The sequence below is a fragment of the Streptomyces sp. NBC_01176 genome (assembly GCF_045039825.1).
Classification (GTDB): domain Bacteria; phylum Actinomycetota; class Actinomycetes; order Streptomycetales; family Streptomycetaceae; genus Streptomyces.
Map to the genome: position 1 here is coordinate 3,754,497 of NZ_CP108600.1, position 18,733 is coordinate 3,773,229.

Sequence of the window (18,733 nt, forward strand, 5' to 3'; positions counted from 1 at the left end):
CCACCGCAGACAATGGACAGCACCGCATCCACTTCGCTGGCCTCACTCTGGGACCAGGTCTCCGGCACCCAGCCGGACCCCGATCTGTGGGTGGTCATAGCCACCCTGGTGGCGGCCCTCGCCGTGATCGTCCCGCCCGGCGTCTGGCGCGTCTCCCGCAACACCATCACCATCGCGCACGAGGGCGGCCACGGGCTGGTCGCCCTGCTCACCGGGCGGAGCCTCAGCGGAATCAGGCTGCACTCCGACACCAGCGGCCTCACCGTCAGCCGCGGCAAGCCCACCGGCCTCGGCATGATCCTCACCGCCGCCGCGGGCTACACCGCCCCTCCGCTGCTCGGGCTCGGCGGCGCCGCGCTGCTCGGCGCCGGACGCATCACGCTGCTGCTGTGGCTGGCCACGGCTCTGCTGGTGGCGATGCTGGTGATGATCCGCAACGCGTACGGCATGCTCACCGTGGTCCTCACCGGCGGTCTGTTCGTGATGGTGTCCTGGCTCGCCGGGCCCCAGGTGCAGGCGGCGTTCGCGTACGCCGTGGTGTGGTTCCTGCTGCTCGGCGGTGTCCGGCCGGGCTTCGAGCTCCAGGCCAAGCGCCGTCGCGGCGGCGCCCGCGACTCGGACGCCGACCAGCTCTCCCGCCTCACCCACGTACCGGCCGGCGTCTGGCTCTTCCTCTTCCACGCGGTGTCCCTCTGCTCCCTCCTGGTCGGCGCCCACTGGCTCCTCCCGCTCTGACCCCTCGACCGACCCCGGCACACGCGCCCCGAAAGGGGCGCGGGGAACTGCGCGCCCAGCCCCCACCCACCCGCACCCGACGCTCCCCCGCACCCCCTCCCCTTTCGTTCCGCCCCGCACCCGCCCACTTCCACCCGCACCCACATCCACCCCTCCCCTCCCCCACCCCCCTCCCCACCCAGCGGAGCGTTTTCGTTCAGGTTCCGCCACTTTTGATCAAGATCTCCGCCCACCCCCAGCCACTAAAGTGGGGCCCATGACCGCGAACCCCGCCCACACCGCCCTCTGGCCCGCCCCGCACGCGAGCGGAGCCGTCGACGCGACGGTCCACGTGCCCGGGTCGAAGTCGGTCACCAACCGCGCCCTCGTCCTCGCCGCGCTCGCCTCCGAGCCGGGCTGGCTGCGCCGCCCGCTGCGCTCCCGCGACACACTGCTGATGGCGGGCGCGCTGCGCGCGATGGGGGTCGGTGTCGAGGAGACGGTGGCGTCCAGTTCCACGGTCGCGGCGGGCCCGGACGCCTCCGGCGAGGCCTGGCGGGTGATCCCCTCGGGCCTGCAGGGCCCGGCCACGGTGGACGTCGGCAACGCCGGCACCGTGATGCGCTTCCTGCCGCCGGTGGCCGCGCTCGCCGACGGCCCCATCCGTTTCGACGGCGACCCGCGGTCCTACGAGCGCCCGCTGAACGGAGTGATCGACGCGCTGCGCCTGCTCGGCGCCCGCATCGACGACGAGGGGCGCGGCGCGCTGCCACTGACGGTGCACGGCGGGGGCGCCCTGGACGGCGGCCCGGTGGAGATCGACGCGTCCTCCTCGTCCCAGTTCGTCTCGGCCCTGCTGCTCTCCGGCCCCCGTTTCAACCAGGGTGTCGAGGTCCGTCACATCGGCTCGACGCTCCCCTCCATGCCGCACATCCGGATGACGGTCGACATGCTGCGCGCGGTCGGCGCCCAGGTGGACACCCCGGAGTCGGGCGGCGAGCCCAACGTCTGGCGGGTCACCCCGGGCGCGCTGCTCGGCCGGGACCTGATCATCGAGCCGGACCTGTCGAACGCGCAGCCGTTCCTCGCGGCGGCCCTGGTGACGGGCGGCACGGTCGTCGTACCCGACTGGCCCGCGCGCACCACCCAGCCCGGTGACCGACTGCGGGAGATCTTCACCGAAATGGGTGGCTCCTGCGAACTGACCGACAGGGGACTGGAGTTCACCGGTTCGGGTGCGATCCACGGTATCGATGTGGACCTCGGCGAGGTCGGCGAGCTGACCCCGGGCATCGCGGCCGTCGCCGCGCTCGCGGACTCCCCCTCCACCCTGCGCGGCGTGTCCCATCTGCGGCTGCACGAGACGGACCGGCTGGCCGCGCTCACCAAGGAGATCAACGAACTCGGCGGCGACGTCACCGAGACCGCCGACGGGCTGCACATCCGCCCGCGCAGGCTGCACGGCGGCGTCTTCCACACGTACGACGACCACCGCATGGCCACCGCCGGCGCGATCATCGGGCTGGTCGTGAAGGGCGTGCAGATCGAGAACGTGGCGACCACGGCGAAGACGCTGCCGGACTTCCCCGACCTGTGGACCGGAATGCTCGGGACCCCCGGAACGCTCGGGAACTGACGGGCGGACCTGGATCATGCGCCGTTACGGCAAGAACACCGACGAGGACGACATCCGCCAGCGGCCGAACCGCAAGGGCAACCGGCCGCGTACGAACATCCGCCCCAAGCACGAGGACGCGGCGGAGGGCATGGTCCTCACCGTCGACCGGGGACGCCTGACCTGCCTCGTCGAGGACCGTACGGTCCTGGCGATGAAGGCCCGCGAACTGGGCCGCAAGGCGGCCATCGTCGGCGACCGCGTCGCCCTCGTCGGCGACCTGTCCGGCGCGAAGGACACCCTCGCCCGCATCGTCCGGATCGAGCCGCGGACCTCGGTACTGCGCCGGACGGCCGACGACGACGATCCGTACGAGCGCGTGGTGGTCGCCAACGCCGACCAGCTCGCCATCGTCACGGCCCTCGCCGACCCCGAGCCGCGCCCGCGGCTGATCGACCGCTGTCTGGTCGCGGCGTACGACGGCGGCCTGGAGCCGCTGCTGGTGCTGACCAAGTCCGACCTCGCCCCGCCCGACGAACTCCTCGAGATGTACGGGGCGTTGGGCGTGCCCTACGTGGTGACCAGCCGCGAGGAGCTGGAGAGCGGCACGGCGGTGGAGCGGGTGCGCAAGCAACTCGACGGCAAGATCACGGCGTTCGTCGGGCACTCCGGCGTCGGCAAGACGACCCTCGTCAACGCGCTGGTCTCGCTGGAGCGGCGGCGCAGCACCGGCCATGTCAACGCGGTGACAGGGCGCGGCCGGCACACCACGACCTCGGCGCGCGCGATTCCGCTGCCGGGCAGCGAGGGCTGGGTCATCGACACCCCCGGTGTCCGCTCCTTCGGCCTGCACCACGTGGACCCGTCCCGGGTCATCCACGCCTTCCCCGACCTCGAACCCGGCACCGAGGGCTGTCCGCGCGCGTGCAGCCACGACGAACCGGACTGCGCCCTGGACCAGTGGGTGGCCGACGGCCACGCGGACCCGGCCCGGCTCTACTCGCTGCGCCGGCTGCTGGCGACACGCGAACGCACGGAGGGCGACTGATCCCGGTACGCCCACGCGTGTCCCCCCGTACGGGACGATCGAGGTTCCCCTCGTGACCTCCGCGTTGTTTGCGTCCGCGGCAGCCCGGTAAATGCATAATCGCACCCAGCGCCCTCGGGGACCGCTGGCCTGATCCGAGCCAGACGGAGCAGTCGACGTGCGGACGCGGAAGGACAAGACATGGCGTGGCTGCTGGTCGTTGTGGCAGGAGTGCTCGAAACCGGTTTCGCCGTCTGTCTGAAGCTCTCGCACGGCTTCACCAGACTCTGGCCGACAGTCGCCTTCTGCGTCTTCGCACTGGGCAGCTTCGGCCTGCTGACCCTCTCCCTCAAGAAACTCGACGTCGGCCCGGCGTACGCGGTGTGGACGGGCATCGGCGCGGCCGGCACGGCGATCTACGGAATGATCTTCCTCGGCGACCTGGTGTCGACCCTGAAGATCGTCTCGATCAGCTTCGTCATCATCGGCGTCGTCGGCCTCCAGCTCTCGGGATCGGCCCACTGACCCGCCCGCCCACCGGGACCGGGGCAGGGCCCGACCGTGAGGGGCGACGCCGGACCGTACGGTGGCCCGACCGTGAGGGGCGACGCCCTACCGCGCGGTGGCCCGACCGTGAAGGGCGACGCCGGACCGTACGGTGACCCGACCGTGAAGGGCGACACCGGACCGTACGGTGACCCCACCGTGAAGGGCGACGCCGGACCGCGCGGCGCGACTCTCACCGCCACTGCCGGGGCAACGCGCCCCGCACCAGGTCCGTCACCCCGCCCTCCCCCGGCGGAGCCGCCACGCACGACAGCGCCAACCGCGTCACCAGCTCGCAGGATCCGGCCAGTTCGAGGGCGTCGGCCCGGGTCGCGCCGGGACCGGCGAGCGCCGCGACGGCCCGGTCTCTGACGAGGGCCACGAAGTCGGCCGGCGACGGAAGCGGCCCGTCCGCCCGCCGTTGCGCGGGCACCGCGGACGAGGACGGCACCGCCGAGAGCGTGGGCGAGGGCAGCCGCTCGCTCCAGCAGCCGGTGAGCATGGCCCGTACCAGCGCGTTGCCACGTGCCGCCGACATGGTCCACTCGGCGGTCGCGACCAGCCGCTCGCGCGCGTCCGCGTGCGCGGCCAGCGCGCGTTCGACGCCGGCGAGATAGCCGTCGGCCTCCCGCCGCACGAGTGCTCGTGCGAGCCCTTCCTTGCTGCCGAACTCGTTGTAGAGCGTCTGCCGGGACACTCCGGCCACGGCCGCGACGTCGACCATCCGCACCGTGGACCACGGCCGACGGGCGAGCGCCGTGTGAGCGGCGTCCAGAAGTGAATCCCGCGCTGCAGGCATCATTCGCCTCCCTGGGGCGAGCGGGCGGCACTGCAGCTCAGATTTGACGCGTGCACGGGCACTGTCAAGGGTTCGCGGCGGCGCCGAGGGGCGTACGCGAGCCGGTGCGCGCCGCGACGATCACCCGGCCTTACGCGGCCTCCGTCACCGGCTCCCCGAACGACCGCGTGCCCGCGATCACCCGGGCCGCGAGAAGGAGAACGCGTGCCGCACCGGCTTCCCCGTGGCGCGACCCGAACGACCCCGCTTGTTCCCCCGGGCCGTCTGGCTGTGGCCCGAGGGACCCATATACGGTGCAGTCATGCCCGACTACCGCGATGACCTGCGCCTGGCCCATGTCCTGGCGGACGCCGCCGACGCCGCGACGATGGACCGGTTCAAGGCGCTCGACCTGAAGGTCGAGACCAAGCCGGACATGACGCCGGTGAGCGAGGCGGACAAGGCCGCCGAGGAGCTCATCCGCGGTCATCTCCAGCGGGCACGGCCGCGCGACGCGGTCCTCGGCGAGGAGTACGGCATCGAGGGCACGGGCCCGCGCCGCTGGGTGATCGACCCGATCGACGGCACCAAGAACTACGTCCGGGGCGTCCCCGTCTGGGCCACGCTGATCTCCCTGATGGAAGCCGTCGAGGGCGGCTACCAGCCGGTCGTCGGCGTCGTCTCCGCGCCCGCGCTCGCCCGCCGCTGGTGGGCGGCGAAGGGCCACGGCGCGTTCACCGGCCGCAGCCTCTCCTCGGCCTCGCGGCTGCGCGTCTCCCAGGTCTCCCGGATGGCCGACGCCTCCTTCGCGTACTCCTCGCTGTCCGGCTGGGAGGACCAGGGCCGCCTGGACGGCTTCCTGGACCTGACGAAGGCCGTCTGGCGCACCCGCGGATACGGCGACTTCTGGCCGTACATGATGGTCGCGGAGGGGTCGGTGGACATCTGCGCCGAGCCGGAGCTGTCCCTCTGGGACATGGCGGCGAACGCGATCGTGGTGACCGAGGCGGGCGGCTCCTTCACCGGCCTCGACGGCCGTCCGGGCCCGCACAGCGGCAACGCGGCCGCCTCGAACGGCATCCTCCACGACGAGATGCTCGGGTACCTGAATCAGCGCTACTGAAGCGGATTCCTGCGCACCCCGGGGTGACCTGGGGTTTCTGAGTAACCCCTGGGCGCCCCCGATCTCACGGCACGCGCCCCCTTGTTGACCGTCCCTTTAACTGCGACTCTGAGAGTCCCCCCACTTGTGAACTTGTGAATCCGCTCGCAAGGTCGACGGATTCGTAGGAGGTGGCTCCTTCCATGCTCGTCCGCGACGCCATGAGCACGGTGGTCCTCACCATCGGCCCGGCCCACACCCTCCGCCAGGCGGCCCGTCTGATGTCCGCACGCCGCGTCGGCGCGGCCGTCGTCCTCGACGAGGACGCCGGTGGTGTCGGCATCCTCACCGAGCGTGACATCCTCAACTCGCTCGCCCTCGGTCAGGACCCCGACGCCGAGACCGCCGACACCCACACCACCACCGAGGTCGTCTTCGCCGCCCCGGTCTGGACCCTGGAGGAGGCCGCGGCGGCGATGTCGCACGGCGGCTTCCGCCATCTGATCGTGCTCGACGGCAGCGGCCCCGTCGGCATCGTCTCGGTGCGCGACATCATCCGCTGCTGGGCACCGGCCCGGCAGCGCGTACCGGCCTGAGCGGGTCCCGCCCGCACCGGCGGGCCGGACCCCTCGTCGTCCGAGGAGATCCGGCCCGCCGTCGGCGACAAGCGATCCAGTGCTGGTGATCAGCCGCGCAGGGCCTGGACCGCGGCTTCCAGCCGCTTGCCGAAGTCACCGTCCGCCTGACGGAAGTTGGCGATCGCGCGCTCGGCGATCCCGTCACGGGAGACCTTGGCGATGAAGCCCGCCAGGTTCTCGATCAGACGGCCCCGCTCGTCCTCGGACATCAGCCGGTAGAGGTCACCGGCCTGCACGAAGTCGGTGTCCTCGGAGTGGACCGGGGCTTCGTGGTTGCCGGTGCCCGCAGTGAAGCCCGCGGTCGGCTGCCACAGCGGGCGGTCCGTCTGGAACGGGCCGCCGAAGCTGTTCGGCTCGTAGTTCTTGGCACCACCGTGCCGGCCGTCGTACAGGGAGCCGTCACGGGAGTTGGTACGCGCCTCGGTGGCGCGCGGGCGGTTCACCGGCAGGTGGTCGGCGTTGACGCCGACGCGGTAGCGGTGCGCGTCGCCGTAGGCGAACAGGCGTCCCTGGAGCATCTTGTCGGGCGAGGGGCCGATGCCCGGCACGAAGTGCGCGGGCGAGAAGATCGACTGCTCCACCTCGGCGAAGACGTTCTCCGGATTGCGGTTGAGCTCCAGCCTGCCGATCTCGATCGGCGGGTAGTCCGCGTGCGGCCACACCTTGGTGAGGTCGAACGGGTTGAAGCGGTAGTGCGCCGCCTCGTCCGCCGGCATGACCTGGATCTGCACGGTCCAGGACGGGAAGTCGCCGCGCTCGATGGCCTCACGCAGGTCGCGCTGGTGGGAGTCGGGGTCGACGCCGGAGAGACGGACGGCCTCCTCGGTGGTCAGGTTCTTGATGCCCTGGTCGGTCTTGAAGTGGTACTTGACCCAGAAGACCTCGCCGGCCGCGTTGTTCCACTGGTACGTGTGCGAGCCGTACCCGTTGAGGTGGCGGTAGGAGGCCGGGATGCCGCGGTCACCGAAGAGCCAGGTCACCTGGTGGGTGGACTCGGGGGACAGCCCCCAGAAGTCCCACACGTTGTCGGCCTCCTGCGAGCCGGTGTACGGGTCGCGCTTCTGCGTGTGGATGAAGTCGGGGAACTTGATGGCGTCCTTGATGAAGAACACCGGGGTGTTGTTGCCGACGAGGTCGTAGTTGCCCTCTTCGGTGTAGAACTTCAGCGCGAAGCCGCGGGGGTCACGGACCGCGTCCGCGGAGCCGAGGTTCCCGGCCACCGTCGAGAAGCGCAGAAACGTCTCGGTCTGCTTGCCGACCTCGGAGAGGAACTTCGCGCGCGTCCACCGCGACACGTCCCGGGTGAGCGTGAAGGTGCCGTACGCGGCGGCGCCCCGGGCGTGCACGACGCGCTCCGGGATGCGCTCACGGTTGAAGTGGGCGAGCTTCTCCAGCAGCACCTGGTCCTGGACGAGCACGGGGCCGCCGACACCCGCGGTCTCGCTGTTCTGGTTGTCGGCCACCGGCGCACCGGCCTCCGTCGTAAGCGGTCCCTGCGTCACGTGCGCCTCCTGCGTCATTCCTGCCCGGACCTGTTCCCCGGCCACTATCGATCCGATCCTACAATGGACAAGATCTAAGTCAACTAGGCTTCCAAAGTCACACTCGATCGGGATCTGGTCCCCCTGCTGTTAGGCTGGTCGGCATGAGTGACCTGTTGGAGCGACTGCGCGGACGCGGCTGGCGCATGACCGCACAGCGACGTGTCGTGGCCGAGGTGCTCGAGGGTGATCACGTCCACCTGACGGCCGACGAGGTGCATGCGCGGGCCGTCGCCAAGCTGCCGGAGATCTCCCGGGCGACCGTCTACAACACGCTGGGTGAGCTGGTCTCGCTCGGCGAGGTGCTGGAAGTCGCCACGGACAAGCGCGCGAAGCGCTACGACCCGAACGCGCACCGTCCGCATCACCACCTGGTCTGTGCCCGGTGCGGTGCGATCCGCGACGTCCACCCGGGCGGCAACCCGCTGGCGGACCTCCCGGACTCCGAGCGCTTCGGCTTCGCGGTCTCGGACGTCGAGGTGACGTACCGCGGCGTGTGCCCGGACTGCGCGACGGCGGCCTGACCTCCGCACCGCACGCACGAAGCCCCGGCCGCCCTCTCGGCGGCCGGGGCTTTTGCCTGCCGCGCGTCCCCCGGAAAACACTCAGGGCCCGGATCAGAAGATCCGGGCCCTGAGTCTTGAGTAGCGGGGACAGGATTTGAACCTGCGACCTCTGGGTTATGAGCCCAGCGAGCTACCGAGCTGCTCCACCCCGCGTCGTTGAACTGAACGTTACGTCACCTGGGTGGACCAGCGCAAATCGCTTTTCCCCAGGCCCCGGGACCGACACCACCAGCACGAACCGACACCCTCCGACGCAGGCCTGACCGACACCTCCGGCGGAGCGTGACACCTTCTGGCACGGGCCGGCATCTCCAGCGAACCCTGACGCCTTCCGGCACGGGCCGGCCTCTCCGACGAACCCTGACGCCTTCCGGCGCGGGCCGGCCTCTCCAGCGCGGGCCCACATCTCCAGCGCCAGCCGACGTCCCCAGCGCCGGTCGGCATCCCCAGCGCGGGCCCGCATCTCCAGCCCGTCCGGCGCTTGAGGACGAGGCCGTCCAGGCCGAACGGGGGTCTGGGGGCAGAGCCCCCAGGCACGGGCGGCTCCGCGGACGAGACCCCAGGCACAGGCGGCCCCACAGACAGGCCCCAGACACGACCTGCCCCACCGGCGGAGCCCCCGGCTTACGCCGACAACTCCTCCCGCAACGCATCCCGCAACCGAGCCGCCCGCTCGGACACCTCCGCCGGTCCCAGTGAAACCGCCCGATCCGCCCACCGCTGTCCCTCGGCCAGCTCCCCCCGCCGCGCGCACACGAGGGCGAGCCGCAACGCCGCCCGTCCGTGTCCCGCGTCCGCCGCCCGGGCCCACCACAGCGCGGCCTCCGGCTCACTCCCCTCCCGGGCGAGCAGCAGCCCGAGGTTGAACGCCCCGTTCCGCGACCCGGCCTCCGCGGCCTCGCGGTACCACCGCGCCGCGTCGACCACGTCCCCCCGCGCCGCCGCGAGCATCCCCACCCGCACCTGCGCCCGCCGGTGCCCCTGGGACGCCGCCCGCTCGTACCACTCCTCGCATTCGCTCTTCTCGTGCGCGGGCTCCCCCAGCTCGTGCGCCGGCGCGGGTGGCCGCCGCGCGTCGAGCACCGAGGCCAGCCGGTACGCGGCCTCCGCGCTGCCGCCCCCGGCCGCGCGGCGCAGATGCCGCTCCGCGGCACCCTCGTCCCCGTCCCGCAGCCGTGCGATGCCGACCTGGAGCGCGGCCTCCGTGTGCCCGGCGGCGGCGGCACGCTCGTACCACCGCAGCGCCGCGGCCTCGTCGGCCGCGGTGCCCCGCCCGGCGTGCAGGATGCCGAGATTGAACGCGGCGTCGACGCTCCCCGCCTCCGCCGCCTTGGAGAACCACGGCTCGGCACCGGCCGCGTCGCCGACCTGGAGCAGCAGGACGGCCAGGGCGTTCGCCGCCTCCCGGTGCCCGGCGTACGCGGCCTGCCGGTACCACTGCTCGGCCTGCGCGGTCCGTCCCTGCTCGGCACAGAGCAGCGCGAGGTTGTAGGCGCCGTTCGTGTCGCCCGCGTCCATCGCGGCCCGGTACCAGCGCTCGGCGGTCTGGGTCTCGCCCCGCTCGGCGTGCAGCGCGCCGAGCGCGTTCGCGGCGTTGCCGTCGCCCTCCTGGGCAGCCCGCAGCCACCACACGGCGGCGCTGTCGGTGTCACCGGCGTCCCGCAGCAGGAATCCGAGCGCGCAGGCGGCCCGCGCCTCGCCGTCCTTGGCGGACGTCAGGTACCAGCGTCCGGCCTCCTTGAGCTCGCCGCGCTTCTCCAGGATGGCCCCGAGGTGCAGCGCGGCCCGCCGGTGCCCCCGGGCGGCGGCCTGCCGGTACCACTGCTCGGCCTCTTCGCCCGCGGCCCCGATGACGCCCAGCACGCCGATGACACCGTTGTCCGAGCCCCTTTCGCCCGCGTCCACGGCTTTCCGGTCGAGCGTGCGCGCCAGCCGGTACGCGGCCTCGCGGTGCCCGCGCTCGGCGGCCGCCCGCATCCACTGCTCGGCGCCGACGTCGCCGCGGTGCTCCAGCAGGTCGGCGAGCGCGTACGCCCCGAGGGCGTGGCCCTGCTCGGCGGACTGGCGCAGCCAGTACTCGGCGGCGGGTTCGTCGCCCCGCTCGCGGTGGTAGCGGCCGAGGGCGTGCGCGGCGGCGGCGGAACCGGCGACGGCGGCGATCCGCCACCATCCCGCGGCGTCGTCGGTGTACCCGCGCTGGTGCAGGAGGACACCGAGGTTGTTGGCGGCGGCACGGTCACCCGCGGCGGTGGCGGCGCGCAGCTGGGGCTCGGCCGCGTCGAGATCGCCGCGGCGCAGCAGCATCGCTCCGAGGACGCTCATCGCCTCGACGTCGCCGGCTTCGGCGGCGAGCCGCTGACGTGCCTCTTCGGCGGCCTCGCCGGTTTCGTCCCGGTCCGAAGGCTGCACAAAACGCCCTGTCTCCAACAGAGTTGCCTTGTCCCCCATAACGTCCATCGTCGCACCACCTGCAACCTGGCCACACCCGGTATACCGCAGTCAGTGAGGTCACTTCAGCGTTTTGTCGACATGCCCACAGAGAGACAAGTGAAACACAAAATCCCCAACTCCCCACGGATGGCGCAGCCTTCGCGCGTGTCGCCGACCGACGCCGGTACGCACCCCGCGTACCGGCGGTACGCGACCCGACCGCACATCCCGTACGGGCGCGGCGACGCCCATGGGGGCGGCGCACGGAACCGCACATGACGAAGGCCCGGATCCTTGAGGATCCGGGCCTTCGCCTTTCAGTAGCGGGGACAGGATTTGAACCTGCGACCTCTGGGTTATGAGCCCAGCGAGCTACCGAGCTGCTCCACCCCGCGCCGTTGTGTTGCAACCGTACCACGGCGCGGAGGGGACTCCGTTCAGCTGCTTCCGGAGCTCCCGTCGCTGCTGGGAGTGCCGCTCGGGCTGTCGCTCGGGCCGCCGTTCTTGTCGCTGCCCTTGTCGCCGTTCTTGTCGCCGCTCTTGCTGCCGCCGGCGCCGCCGGGCTTGCCTGCCGCGGCCTGGGCGTCCTCAGCCCGCTTCAGAGCGTCCTGAAGGTCCTTCTGCGCCTGACCGTACGCCGTCCAGTCCCCCTTCTTGAGGGCTTCCTGGCCCTGGGCGAAGGCCTTCTGGGCGTCGTCGAGCGCCTGCTGGACCGTGGGGTTGCTCGATGTGGGCGGCTTCGTGGTGCCCGTGTCGTCCGGTGGTGTGGTCGTGACGTCCGTCCCGAACACCTTGTTGAGGGCCTGGTCGAGCGTGTCCTCGAAGGCGGTGTTGCCTCCGTAGGTCACCAGCACCTTGCGCAGCAGCGGGTACTTGAGTCCACCGCCGCGTACGTAGACGGGCTCCACGTAGAGCAGTCCACCGTCGAGCGGGATCGTCAGCAGGTTGCCGTACTCGACCTCCGAGGCGCCGCCGCTGAGAAGTCTGATGGACTCGGCGATGGTCTGTTCGGAGTTGAACTGGCTCTGGACCTGTTTGGGTCCGTCGACGGGTTCGCTCGTCGGCAGTTTCAGGATTCTGATCTTGCCGTAGTCGCTGGTGCCCGCTTCGGCGTTGACCGACATGAAGGCGCTCAGGTTGTCCCGGCCGTTCGGCGTGAACGTCGTCGTCAGCGAGAACGTCTGCGCCTGCTGGTCGGGCATCTTCATGCTCAGGTAGTACGGCGGCACCGCGTTGCCCGACTTGTTGCTCGGGTCGTCGGGGACCTGCCACACCTCGCTGCCGCTGAGGAACGTCTGTGCGTCCTTCACGTGGTAGCGGGTGAGCAGTTCACGCTGGACCTTGAACAGGTCCTGCGGGTACCGGAGATGGTCCATCAGCGACGGCGAGATGTCCTTCTTCGACGTCACCGTGTGCGGGAACGCCTTCATCCAGGTCTTGAGGACCGGGTCCTTGGTGTCCCACTGGTAGAGCTTGACGTCACCGGTGTACGCGTCGACGGTCGCCTTCACCGAGTTGCGGATGTAGTTGACCTGGTTCTGCTGGGCCACCACCGCGCGCTGGTTGTTGGTCGCCGTGAGCGAGTCGGCCGTCGTGTCACCGAGGGTGGTGCGGGAGGCGTACGGATAGCCGTTGGTCGTGGTGTACGCGTCGACGATCCACTGGATCCTGCCGTCGACCACGGCCGGGTAGGCGTCCCCGTCGATGGTCAGCCAGGGCGCCACCGCCTCGACACGGTCCTTGGGGGTGCGGTTGTAGAGGATCCGGGAACCCTCGCCGATCGCGCCCGAGTAGAGGATCTGCGGCTCACCGAACGCCACCGCGTACGCGGCCCGGTTGATCGGGCTGGAGAGGCTGACGCCGCTGCCGCCCTGGTAACTGGTCGTCTTCTCCCCGCTGTCGTCGGAGTAGTCGATCTCCTTCTGGGGACCGCCGACGATGGAGTACTGGGTGGTCTTCTCGCCGTAGTAGACGCGCTGCTCGTACGTCCCGAGGTCGCCCTTGGACGGCAGGTCGGACTCGGTGAAGACCGGCCTTCCGCCGGCGGTCGCCGTGGTGCCCTTGGCGGCGACCACGCCGTAGCCGTGCGTGTAGCGGAAGTGGTCGTTGATCCAGTTGTTCTTCGGGATGCCGTTGAGGTTCAGCTCACGCAGACCGATGACCGTGTCCTGGTCCTTGCCGTCCTTGGTGTAGCGGTCGACGTCCAGGTTGGTCGGGAACGCGTAGTAGTTCCTCATCTGCTGCAACTGCTGGAACGTCGGGGAGACGATGTTCGGGTCCATGATCCGGATGCTCGCCGTGGTGTCGGCGTCATCGCGCAGCTTGGCCTTGTCCTTGGTGTCGCTCGTCCCCGCGTACTCCGAGACCTTGGTGCCGTCGATGCCGTAGGCCTCGCGCGTCGCCTTCAGGTTCTTCTCGACGTACGGCGCTTCCTTGGCCTGCTCGTTCGGCTGGACCTGGAACTTCTGGACGATCGCCGGGTACAGGCCGCCGATGAGGATCGCGGAGAGCACCATCAGGCCGAAGCCGATCACGGGCAGCTGCCAGGTGCGCCGCCACAGGGTGGCGAAGAACAGCAGTGCGCAGATGACGGCGATGCAGAAGAGGATCGTCTTGGCGGGCAGGTACGCGTGGGCGTCGACGTACCTGAGGCCGGTCCAGTTTCCGGTCGCCTTGAAGTCGCTGGACTTCACGGCGAGTCCGTACCGGTCGAGCCAGTAGGCGACCGCCTTCAGCGCGACGAAGACACCGAGGAGCACCGAGAGGTGGCCGGTGGCCGCCGCCGTGGCGCGCGCCCCCGGGCTGGTGATCCGCAGCCCTCCGTAGAGGTAGTGGGTGAGGGCGGCGGCGATCAGCGACAGCACGGCGGCGGCGAAGCCGAAGCCGAGGAGGAACCGGTACCAGGGCAGGTCGAAGGCGTAGAAGGAGACGTCGAGGTGGAACTGGGGGTCCTTCTGGTGGAAGGGGACTCCGTTCACCCACATCAGCCAGGTGCGCCACTGGCCGGACGCGGACGCGCCTGCGATCAGCCCCACCAGGGCGGTGATGCCGAGCAGCAGCCACCGCTTGTACGGCGCGATGCCCATCCGGTAGCGGTCGAGGCTCTGCTGCTCCATCGACATGGCGCTCAGTGGTGGCCGCAGCCGGTGCGCCAGCCAGATGTTCACCCCCACCGCGGCCGCCATGAGCAGGCCGAAGACGAAGAAGAGTCCGATCTTTGTCCACAGGGTCGTCGTGAAGACGGACGAGTAGTGGACCGACCGGTACCAGAGCCAGTCCGTCCAGAACCCCGCGAACATGACGAAGGCCATGGCCAGGACGACCAGCACGCCCAGTGTCATGAGCAGGGTCCGGACACGCCGGGAGGGGCGGCCCACTCTCATCCGTGGCCCCGTCGGGCCTCCGCCGCGGTCCGGCATCTGGAAAGCCAAGGTGCGCACCTCGAAGTCGCTGTTGATCCGTCAGGTCCCCGTGAACGCGGACCATCCATCAGGCTCCGTGATCGTGGAGCCTCACCTATGCAACTTACTCACGCTTTACTCGGTTCCCGCTTCCGGGTACTAACGAGGCAGGATTGTGACCATGTCCAACACTCCCATGGCAGCGAGCCCGCTCACCCGGGCCGTACTCGAGATCGACGAGTACGCCTCCGGCCTCGGCTGGGACCAGCCCGCTCGCCTCTTCGCCCTCGTAGACACCGCACGACTGCGCACCCAGGAACCCGGCCTCGCGGCCCAGCTCGGTCTGCAGGACGAGCCCGAGAGCACCGCTCTCACCCCCATCGAGCAGGACGAGATCCCGGCCGGCAAGCCGCTGGACGAGTTCCTCGGCACCATCGCCTGGCCCGACGCCGTGGTCGGCTGCGCGCTGACCGTGGAGCGGCTGATGCTGCCGCCGTCCGCGGAGGCCTCCGTTCCGGAGGGGCTGAGCGAGAAGAAGCTCGCGAGGTGGGTCGCCGAGCACCCGGACCGTCAGGAGGTGCGCATGACGGTCGGCGTCCTGCGCGACGGGTCGCGCGACTCGGCGCTGCGGCTGCGCGAGAAGGACGCGGCGACGGAGGTGCTCACGGGGGCGGGTCTGGTGCCGGGGCTCGCGGAGGCGCTGTCGGCGACGTTCGCGGACTAACCCCGGGCTACCTGGCGGTGCGGCCGGCCCGGGCTACTTGGTCGTGCACTTCGGCAGGTCGGCCGTCTTGCCGGACCGGATGTCCTTGAGGGCGCTCATCGCGTCGTCGATGGTGTTGACCTTGACGAGCGTGAGCCCCTCGGGGGTGTCCTTGGCGGCGGCCGCACAGTTGTCCTTGGGCGTCAGGAAGTACTGGGCGCCCTTCTCGCGCGCGCCGACCGTCTTCATCTCGATGCCGCCGATCGGGCCGACGGTGCCGCCGTCGTCGATGGTGCCGGTGCCGGCCACGAACTTGCCGCCGGTGAGGTTGTCCGGGGTCAGCTTGTCCACGATGCCGAGCGCGAACATCAGGCCGGCGCTCGGTCCGCCGACGTCGGCGAGCTTGATGTCGATGTCGAACGGGAAGGTGTGGTCCGTTCCGGCCGAGATGCCGACGATGGCGCGGGAGGCGCCCTTGTCGGCGGACTTCGCCGTGGTGATCGTGACGTCCTGGGTCTCGGTCGCCGTCTTGTCGGCCTTCTCCGCGGCGGCCTGCTCCTTGAAGGGCACGACCGTGAAGACGACCTTCTCGCCGGGCTTGTGGCGGGTGACCAGCTTCGCGACGTCGTCGGGCGCCTTGACCGCCGTACCGTCGACCTTCTTGATCACGTCCCCGGCGTGCAGGCGTCCCTCGGCCGGCGAGCCCTTGACGACCGTGGAGACGATCACCCAGGACTTCACCGGGATGTTCAGCTCCTTCAGGGCCGCGACCTTGGCGCTCTCCTGGGACTGGCTGAACTCCTCGGCGTTCTCCTGGGTCGACTGCTGCTCGGTCTTGCCGTCGGGGTAGAGCGTGTCGTGCGGGACGATCTTGTTGTCGTGCGCCAGCCAGCCGTAGACGGCCTCGACGAGGTTCATCCGGTAGTCGGCGCTGGTCACCCGGACGGTCGTCATGTTCAGGTGCCCGGTGGTGGCGTACGTCTTGCGCCCGGAGATCTGCAGCACCGGCTCGCCGTCGTGATCGCCCAGCGTGTTCACCGTCGGTCCCGGTGACATCTCCGAGTACGGCACGGTGATGAACACTCCCGCGCACAGGAGCGCGATCAGGATCAGGGTGGAGGCGAGCATCGTCGCGGTGCGGCGTGGCATGAGTCGACAGTACGGGACGGTGCTGTCAGTGCACCCTCGGGGCCGCCCGTACGGGGCTCTCGGCCGGCGTACGGGGCTTCGTGCCCTCAGGCCGCGTCGGAGGGGGACTTCTCCAGGGTGTCGGACCGTGCCGGGACGGCGTCGGACCGCTCCATGGCCGCACGGAAGCGGGCGTAGCCCTCGAGCTCGACGCCGTCTCCGGCCGTCTTGCGATTGCGGCCGGCCCAACTTCCCCACAGTCCGGCACCGATCGCGGCCAAAAGCGGAATCAGCAACCAGGCGAGCGACGCCATGCCGACCTCCCAACCCCAATGAGCGACCGCAACTGACTGATCAGCAGATTAACCATTCGCAGTGTTAACGCTCACGCCAGGGGGTCGGTTACGCAACCCGAGCACGGGCGGAGGACCGGTGTGCTCCCTCCGTGGGCGCGTCGCGGCTCCGCCGGGGCTCCGTCCCTGCTCGGGGTCGTGTTCCTCAGCAGGCGCCGACCCACTCCTCGGTGCCGTCGGAGAACTTCTGGTGCTTCCAGATGGGCACCTCGTGCTTGAGGTCGTCGATCAGTCTGCGGCAGGCCTCGAAGGCCTCGCCGCGGTGCGGGCACGACACGGCGACGACGACCGCGAGATCCCCGACGGTCAGGTCTCCGACGCGGTGCACGGCGGCCAGCGCCCGTACCGGGTACTCGGCGACCACCTTCTCGGCGATCCTGCGGATCTCCGCCTCGGCACTGGGGTGGCTCGAATAGCCCAGTCCGTCGACGTCGGCACCGCCGTCGTGGTCGCGCACGGTCCCCACGAACAGCGCGGTCCCCCCGGCGGCGTCGTCGCCGACGGCCCGGAAGACCTCGTCCAGGGACAGCGGTTCGTCCCGGACCGCCACCAGCCGAATGGGATCCTGCGCGGCCCGCTCGCCGGGGTGTTCAAAGGAAGGTGCCATGTCCCCATCGTGCCGCACCCCCGGGACGCCGAGGAATACGCGTTTCCCCCGGCTCGGGCGCGGGCCCCTTTGGAGCGTCCTACAGGGTGGGGCCTTTCCAGGCGGTGCGGACGGCCGAGGGCCCGGGGCGGCGGATCTCGTCGCGCGTGTCCGGGGGCGCGGCCCCCAGGGCCCGTCCTGCCGTCCCGCCGCGCTTCCGTCCTGCCGTCCTTCTGTCCTGCCGCCCTTCTGTCCTGCCGTCCTGCCGTCCTGCTGTCCTGCTGTCCTTCTGTCCTGCCGTCCTGCCGTCCTGCTGTCCTGCTGTCCTGCTCAGATCCTGCGCCGGGCCTTCCGCGCGCGGCGCACGATCGCCGCCGTACCGAGCAGCGCCACCGTCGCTCCCGCGGCTCCCGCGGCCGTCGCGTCCTTGCGGCCCAGCCGCCGCCCGACCACCGTGTGCCGCCCGGCGACCTCCTCCAGCAGCTCCGCGAGGACCTCCTCGTTGGTCCACCGCGGCCGCCACCCGGCGTCGTGCAGCCGGCTGCCGCTCACCACCCAGGGATACATCGTGTAGGCCAGGTCCCCGGCCGGTGACGGGGTGAGCCCGATCCGGTGAAGCCGTGCCGCCGCCCCCAGGGCCACGGCGGACGGCAGCTCCATCCGCCGGATCCCGCTCAGTTCCTCGACCTCTTCCTGCTCCAGCCACCCGTCGCACCCGACGGACAGCTCCCCGTCGACCTTCTCCAGCACGGCGTGCTCCAGAGCACTGCACAGGTCCTCGACGTGGCAGAACTGCCAGGCGGGCCGGGAGCCCGCCACCACCAGGAGCCGAGGCGACTCGAAATACCTGGTCAGCGCGGTGTCGGTGCCACCCCCGACCAGCACCGCGGGGCGCACGACGGTGACATTGAGCCCGGGGTGCGCGCGGGGCGCGCGCCGCGCGAGCCGCTCGATCTCCAGAAGGTCGCCGACCCCGGTGGCCTCGGCGGTCGCCCGCAGCTCGGCGTCCTCGGAGAGCGGCAGCTCGTTGTCCGGCAGCGCCCCGTAGACCATCGCGGAGGTGCACAGAACGACCCGGTGCACGCCGGCCGCGGCGGCGGCCGTGAGCACGGTCTGGGTCCCCCGGACGTTGTAGGCCGTACGGGCGGCGGCGTCCGTCTCCAGGTCGAGGTCGAGTGCGAGATGCACCACGACGTCCGCGCCGCGCAGCTTCTCCGCGATCGCCGGGTCCCGCACGTCGAGGATGTACCACTGGGCGCCCGCGCACTCGCCACGGCGCTCGTCTATGGCGATGACCTGCTTGATCTCCTCACTGGCGGCGAGCCGCTCGGTGAGCATCGCGCCCACGCCGGACGCGGCTCCGGTGACCGCGACGACGGGCCCGCGCGGGAGCGGGCTGGTTGAGTGGTTTCGCGCTGCGCGAACCTGTGGATCTGGGGAACTCACCGGGCGTCTCCAGCGGTTGTCTTCAGTAACGGGCGCGCGTGACGCGTCCGTACCAGGTGGCATCCATCCTGCCGCAGGCCAAGAGTCGGCGAAGCACCGAGGCCCGATCGGGTTGTGGTGTCTACGCTGGGTGGTGTTGTCGGGCAGCCGCCGTCGGAA

The 18,733-nt window shown here is 70.8% G+C and carries 16 protein-coding genes and 2 tRNA genes; 8 read left to right on the plus strand and 10 right to left on the minus strand.

Going from position 1 to position 18,733, the window contains the following annotated elements; all coding sequences use genetic code 11:
* Positions 1 to 12 precede the first annotated feature (12 nt).
* From OG199_RS15960 to OG199_RS15975, 4 genes are all read left to right on the plus strand, one after another.
* Positions 13 to 735 (plus strand): M50 family metallopeptidase, encoded by a 723-nt coding sequence (locus OG199_RS15960; RefSeq protein ID WP_356799631.1) that lies wholly within the window; start codon positions 13 to 15, stop codon positions 733 to 735.
* Between the two features lie 256 nt (positions 736 to 991).
* A complete protein-coding gene (aroA, locus tag OG199_RS15965) occupies positions 992 to 2,350 on the plus strand; it encodes a 3-phosphoshikimate 1-carboxyvinyltransferase (RefSeq protein WP_356799629.1) in 1,359 nt (452 codons plus the stop codon).
* 16 nt (positions 2,351 to 2,366) lie between these two features.
* Positions 2,367 to 3,377 carry a ribosome small subunit-dependent GTPase A gene (gene rsgA, locus OG199_RS15970; RefSeq protein ID WP_356799627.1) on the plus strand — a complete coding sequence of 337 codons (1,011 nt, stop codon included), beginning with the start codon at positions 2,367 to 2,369 and terminating at the stop codon, positions 3,375 to 3,377.
* 180 nt (positions 3,378 to 3,557) lie between these two features.
* On the plus strand, positions 3,558 to 3,881 hold the full coding sequence (locus tag OG199_RS15975; protein WP_266701266.1) for a multidrug efflux SMR transporter: 324 nt from the start codon (positions 3,558 to 3,560) through the stop codon (positions 3,879 to 3,881).
* 214 nt (positions 3,882 to 4,095) lie between these two features.
* Here the strand turns inward: OG199_RS15975 and OG199_RS15980 are convergent, their stop codons facing one another.
* Positions 4,096 to 4,704, minus strand: a complete 609-nt coding sequence (locus tag OG199_RS15980; RefSeq protein ID WP_356809593.1) for a TetR/AcrR family transcriptional regulator — start codon at positions 4,702 to 4,704, stop codon at positions 4,096 to 4,098.
* Between the two features lie 298 nt (positions 4,705 to 5,002).
* Between OG199_RS15980 and hisN the strand changes: the two genes are divergently transcribed.
* The gene (hisN, locus tag OG199_RS15985; RefSeq protein WP_266701264.1) at positions 5,003 to 5,803 is read left to right on the plus strand and encodes a histidinol-phosphatase; all 801 of its coding nucleotides are present in this window, start codon (positions 5,003 to 5,005) and stop codon (positions 5,801 to 5,803) included.
* Positions 5,804 to 5,985: 182 nt separating this feature from the next.
* Entirely contained in the window at positions 5,986 to 6,378 is a 393-nt protein-coding gene (locus OG199_RS15990; protein WP_266701263.1) for a cyclic nucleotide-binding/CBS domain-containing protein, read from the plus strand.
* Between the two features lie 89 nt (positions 6,379 to 6,467).
* Here the strand turns inward: OG199_RS15990 and OG199_RS15995 are convergent, their stop codons facing one another.
* Positions 6,468 to 7,940 (minus strand): catalase, encoded by a 1,473-nt coding sequence (locus OG199_RS15995; protein ID WP_405829993.1) that lies wholly within the window; start codon positions 7,938 to 7,940, stop codon positions 6,468 to 6,470.
* Between the two features lie 125 nt (positions 7,941 to 8,065).
* Between OG199_RS15995 and OG199_RS16000 the strand changes: the two genes are divergently transcribed.
* Positions 8,066 to 8,485 (plus strand): Fur family transcriptional regulator, encoded by a 420-nt coding sequence (locus OG199_RS16000; RefSeq protein ID WP_356809919.1) that lies wholly within the window; start codon positions 8,066 to 8,068, stop codon positions 8,483 to 8,485.
* Positions 8,486 to 8,606: 121 nt separating this feature from the next.
* Here the strand turns inward: OG199_RS16000 and OG199_RS16005 are convergent.
* The 4 genes from OG199_RS16005 to OG199_RS16020 all read right to left on the minus strand — a co-directional run bounded on the left by OG199_RS16005 (position 8,607) and on the right by OG199_RS16020 (position 14,376).
* Positions 8,607 to 8,680 (minus strand) — tRNA-Met (locus OG199_RS16005).
* A 471-nt stretch (positions 8,681 to 9,151) separates the two neighbouring features.
* Positions 9,152 to 10,984, minus strand: coding sequence for a sel1 repeat family protein (locus OG199_RS16010; protein ID WP_405829995.1), 1,833 nt, complete (start codon positions 10,982 to 10,984; stop codon positions 9,152 to 9,154).
* Between the two features lie 294 nt (positions 10,985 to 11,278).
* Positions 11,279 to 11,352: transfer RNA gene (locus OG199_RS16015), tRNA-Met, on the minus strand.
* Between the two features lie 42 nt (positions 11,353 to 11,394).
* A complete protein-coding gene (locus tag OG199_RS16020; protein ID WP_401800062.1) occupies positions 11,395 to 14,376 on the minus strand; it encodes a UPF0182 family protein in 2,982 nt (993 codons plus the stop codon).
* Between the two features lie 163 nt (positions 14,377 to 14,539).
* On the opposite strand from OG199_RS16020, the gene OG199_RS16025 reads away from it, so the two are divergent.
* Positions 14,540 to 15,082 (plus strand): PPA1309 family protein, encoded by a 543-nt coding sequence (locus OG199_RS16025; RefSeq protein WP_356804762.1) that lies wholly within the window; start codon positions 14,540 to 14,542, stop codon positions 15,080 to 15,082.
* A 33-nt stretch (positions 15,083 to 15,115) separates the two neighbouring features.
* On the opposite strand, the gene OG199_RS16030 is transcribed toward OG199_RS16025, so the two are convergent.
* From OG199_RS16030 to OG199_RS16045, 4 genes are all read right to left on the minus strand, one after another.
* Entirely contained in the window at positions 15,116 to 16,210 is a 1,095-nt protein-coding gene (locus tag OG199_RS16030) for a PDZ domain-containing protein (protein WP_356804764.1), read from the minus strand.
* Positions 16,211 to 16,296: 86 nt separating this feature from the next.
* Positions 16,297 to 16,503 (minus strand): hypothetical protein, encoded by a 207-nt coding sequence (locus tag OG199_RS16035; protein ID WP_356804786.1) that lies wholly within the window; start codon positions 16,501 to 16,503, stop codon positions 16,297 to 16,299.
* Between the two features lie 184 nt (positions 16,504 to 16,687).
* The gene (locus tag OG199_RS16040) at positions 16,688 to 17,149 is read right to left on the minus strand and encodes a molybdenum cofactor biosynthesis protein MoaE (protein ID WP_356804766.1); all 462 of its coding nucleotides are present in this window, start codon (positions 17,147 to 17,149) and stop codon (positions 16,688 to 16,690) included.
* A gap of 309 nt (positions 17,150 to 17,458) precedes the next feature.
* The gene (locus OG199_RS16045; RefSeq protein WP_356804767.1) at positions 17,459 to 18,574 is read right to left on the minus strand and encodes an SDR family oxidoreductase; all 1,116 of its coding nucleotides are present in this window, start codon (positions 18,572 to 18,574) and stop codon (positions 17,459 to 17,461) included.
* Between the last annotated feature and the right edge of the window lie 159 nt (positions 18,575 to 18,733).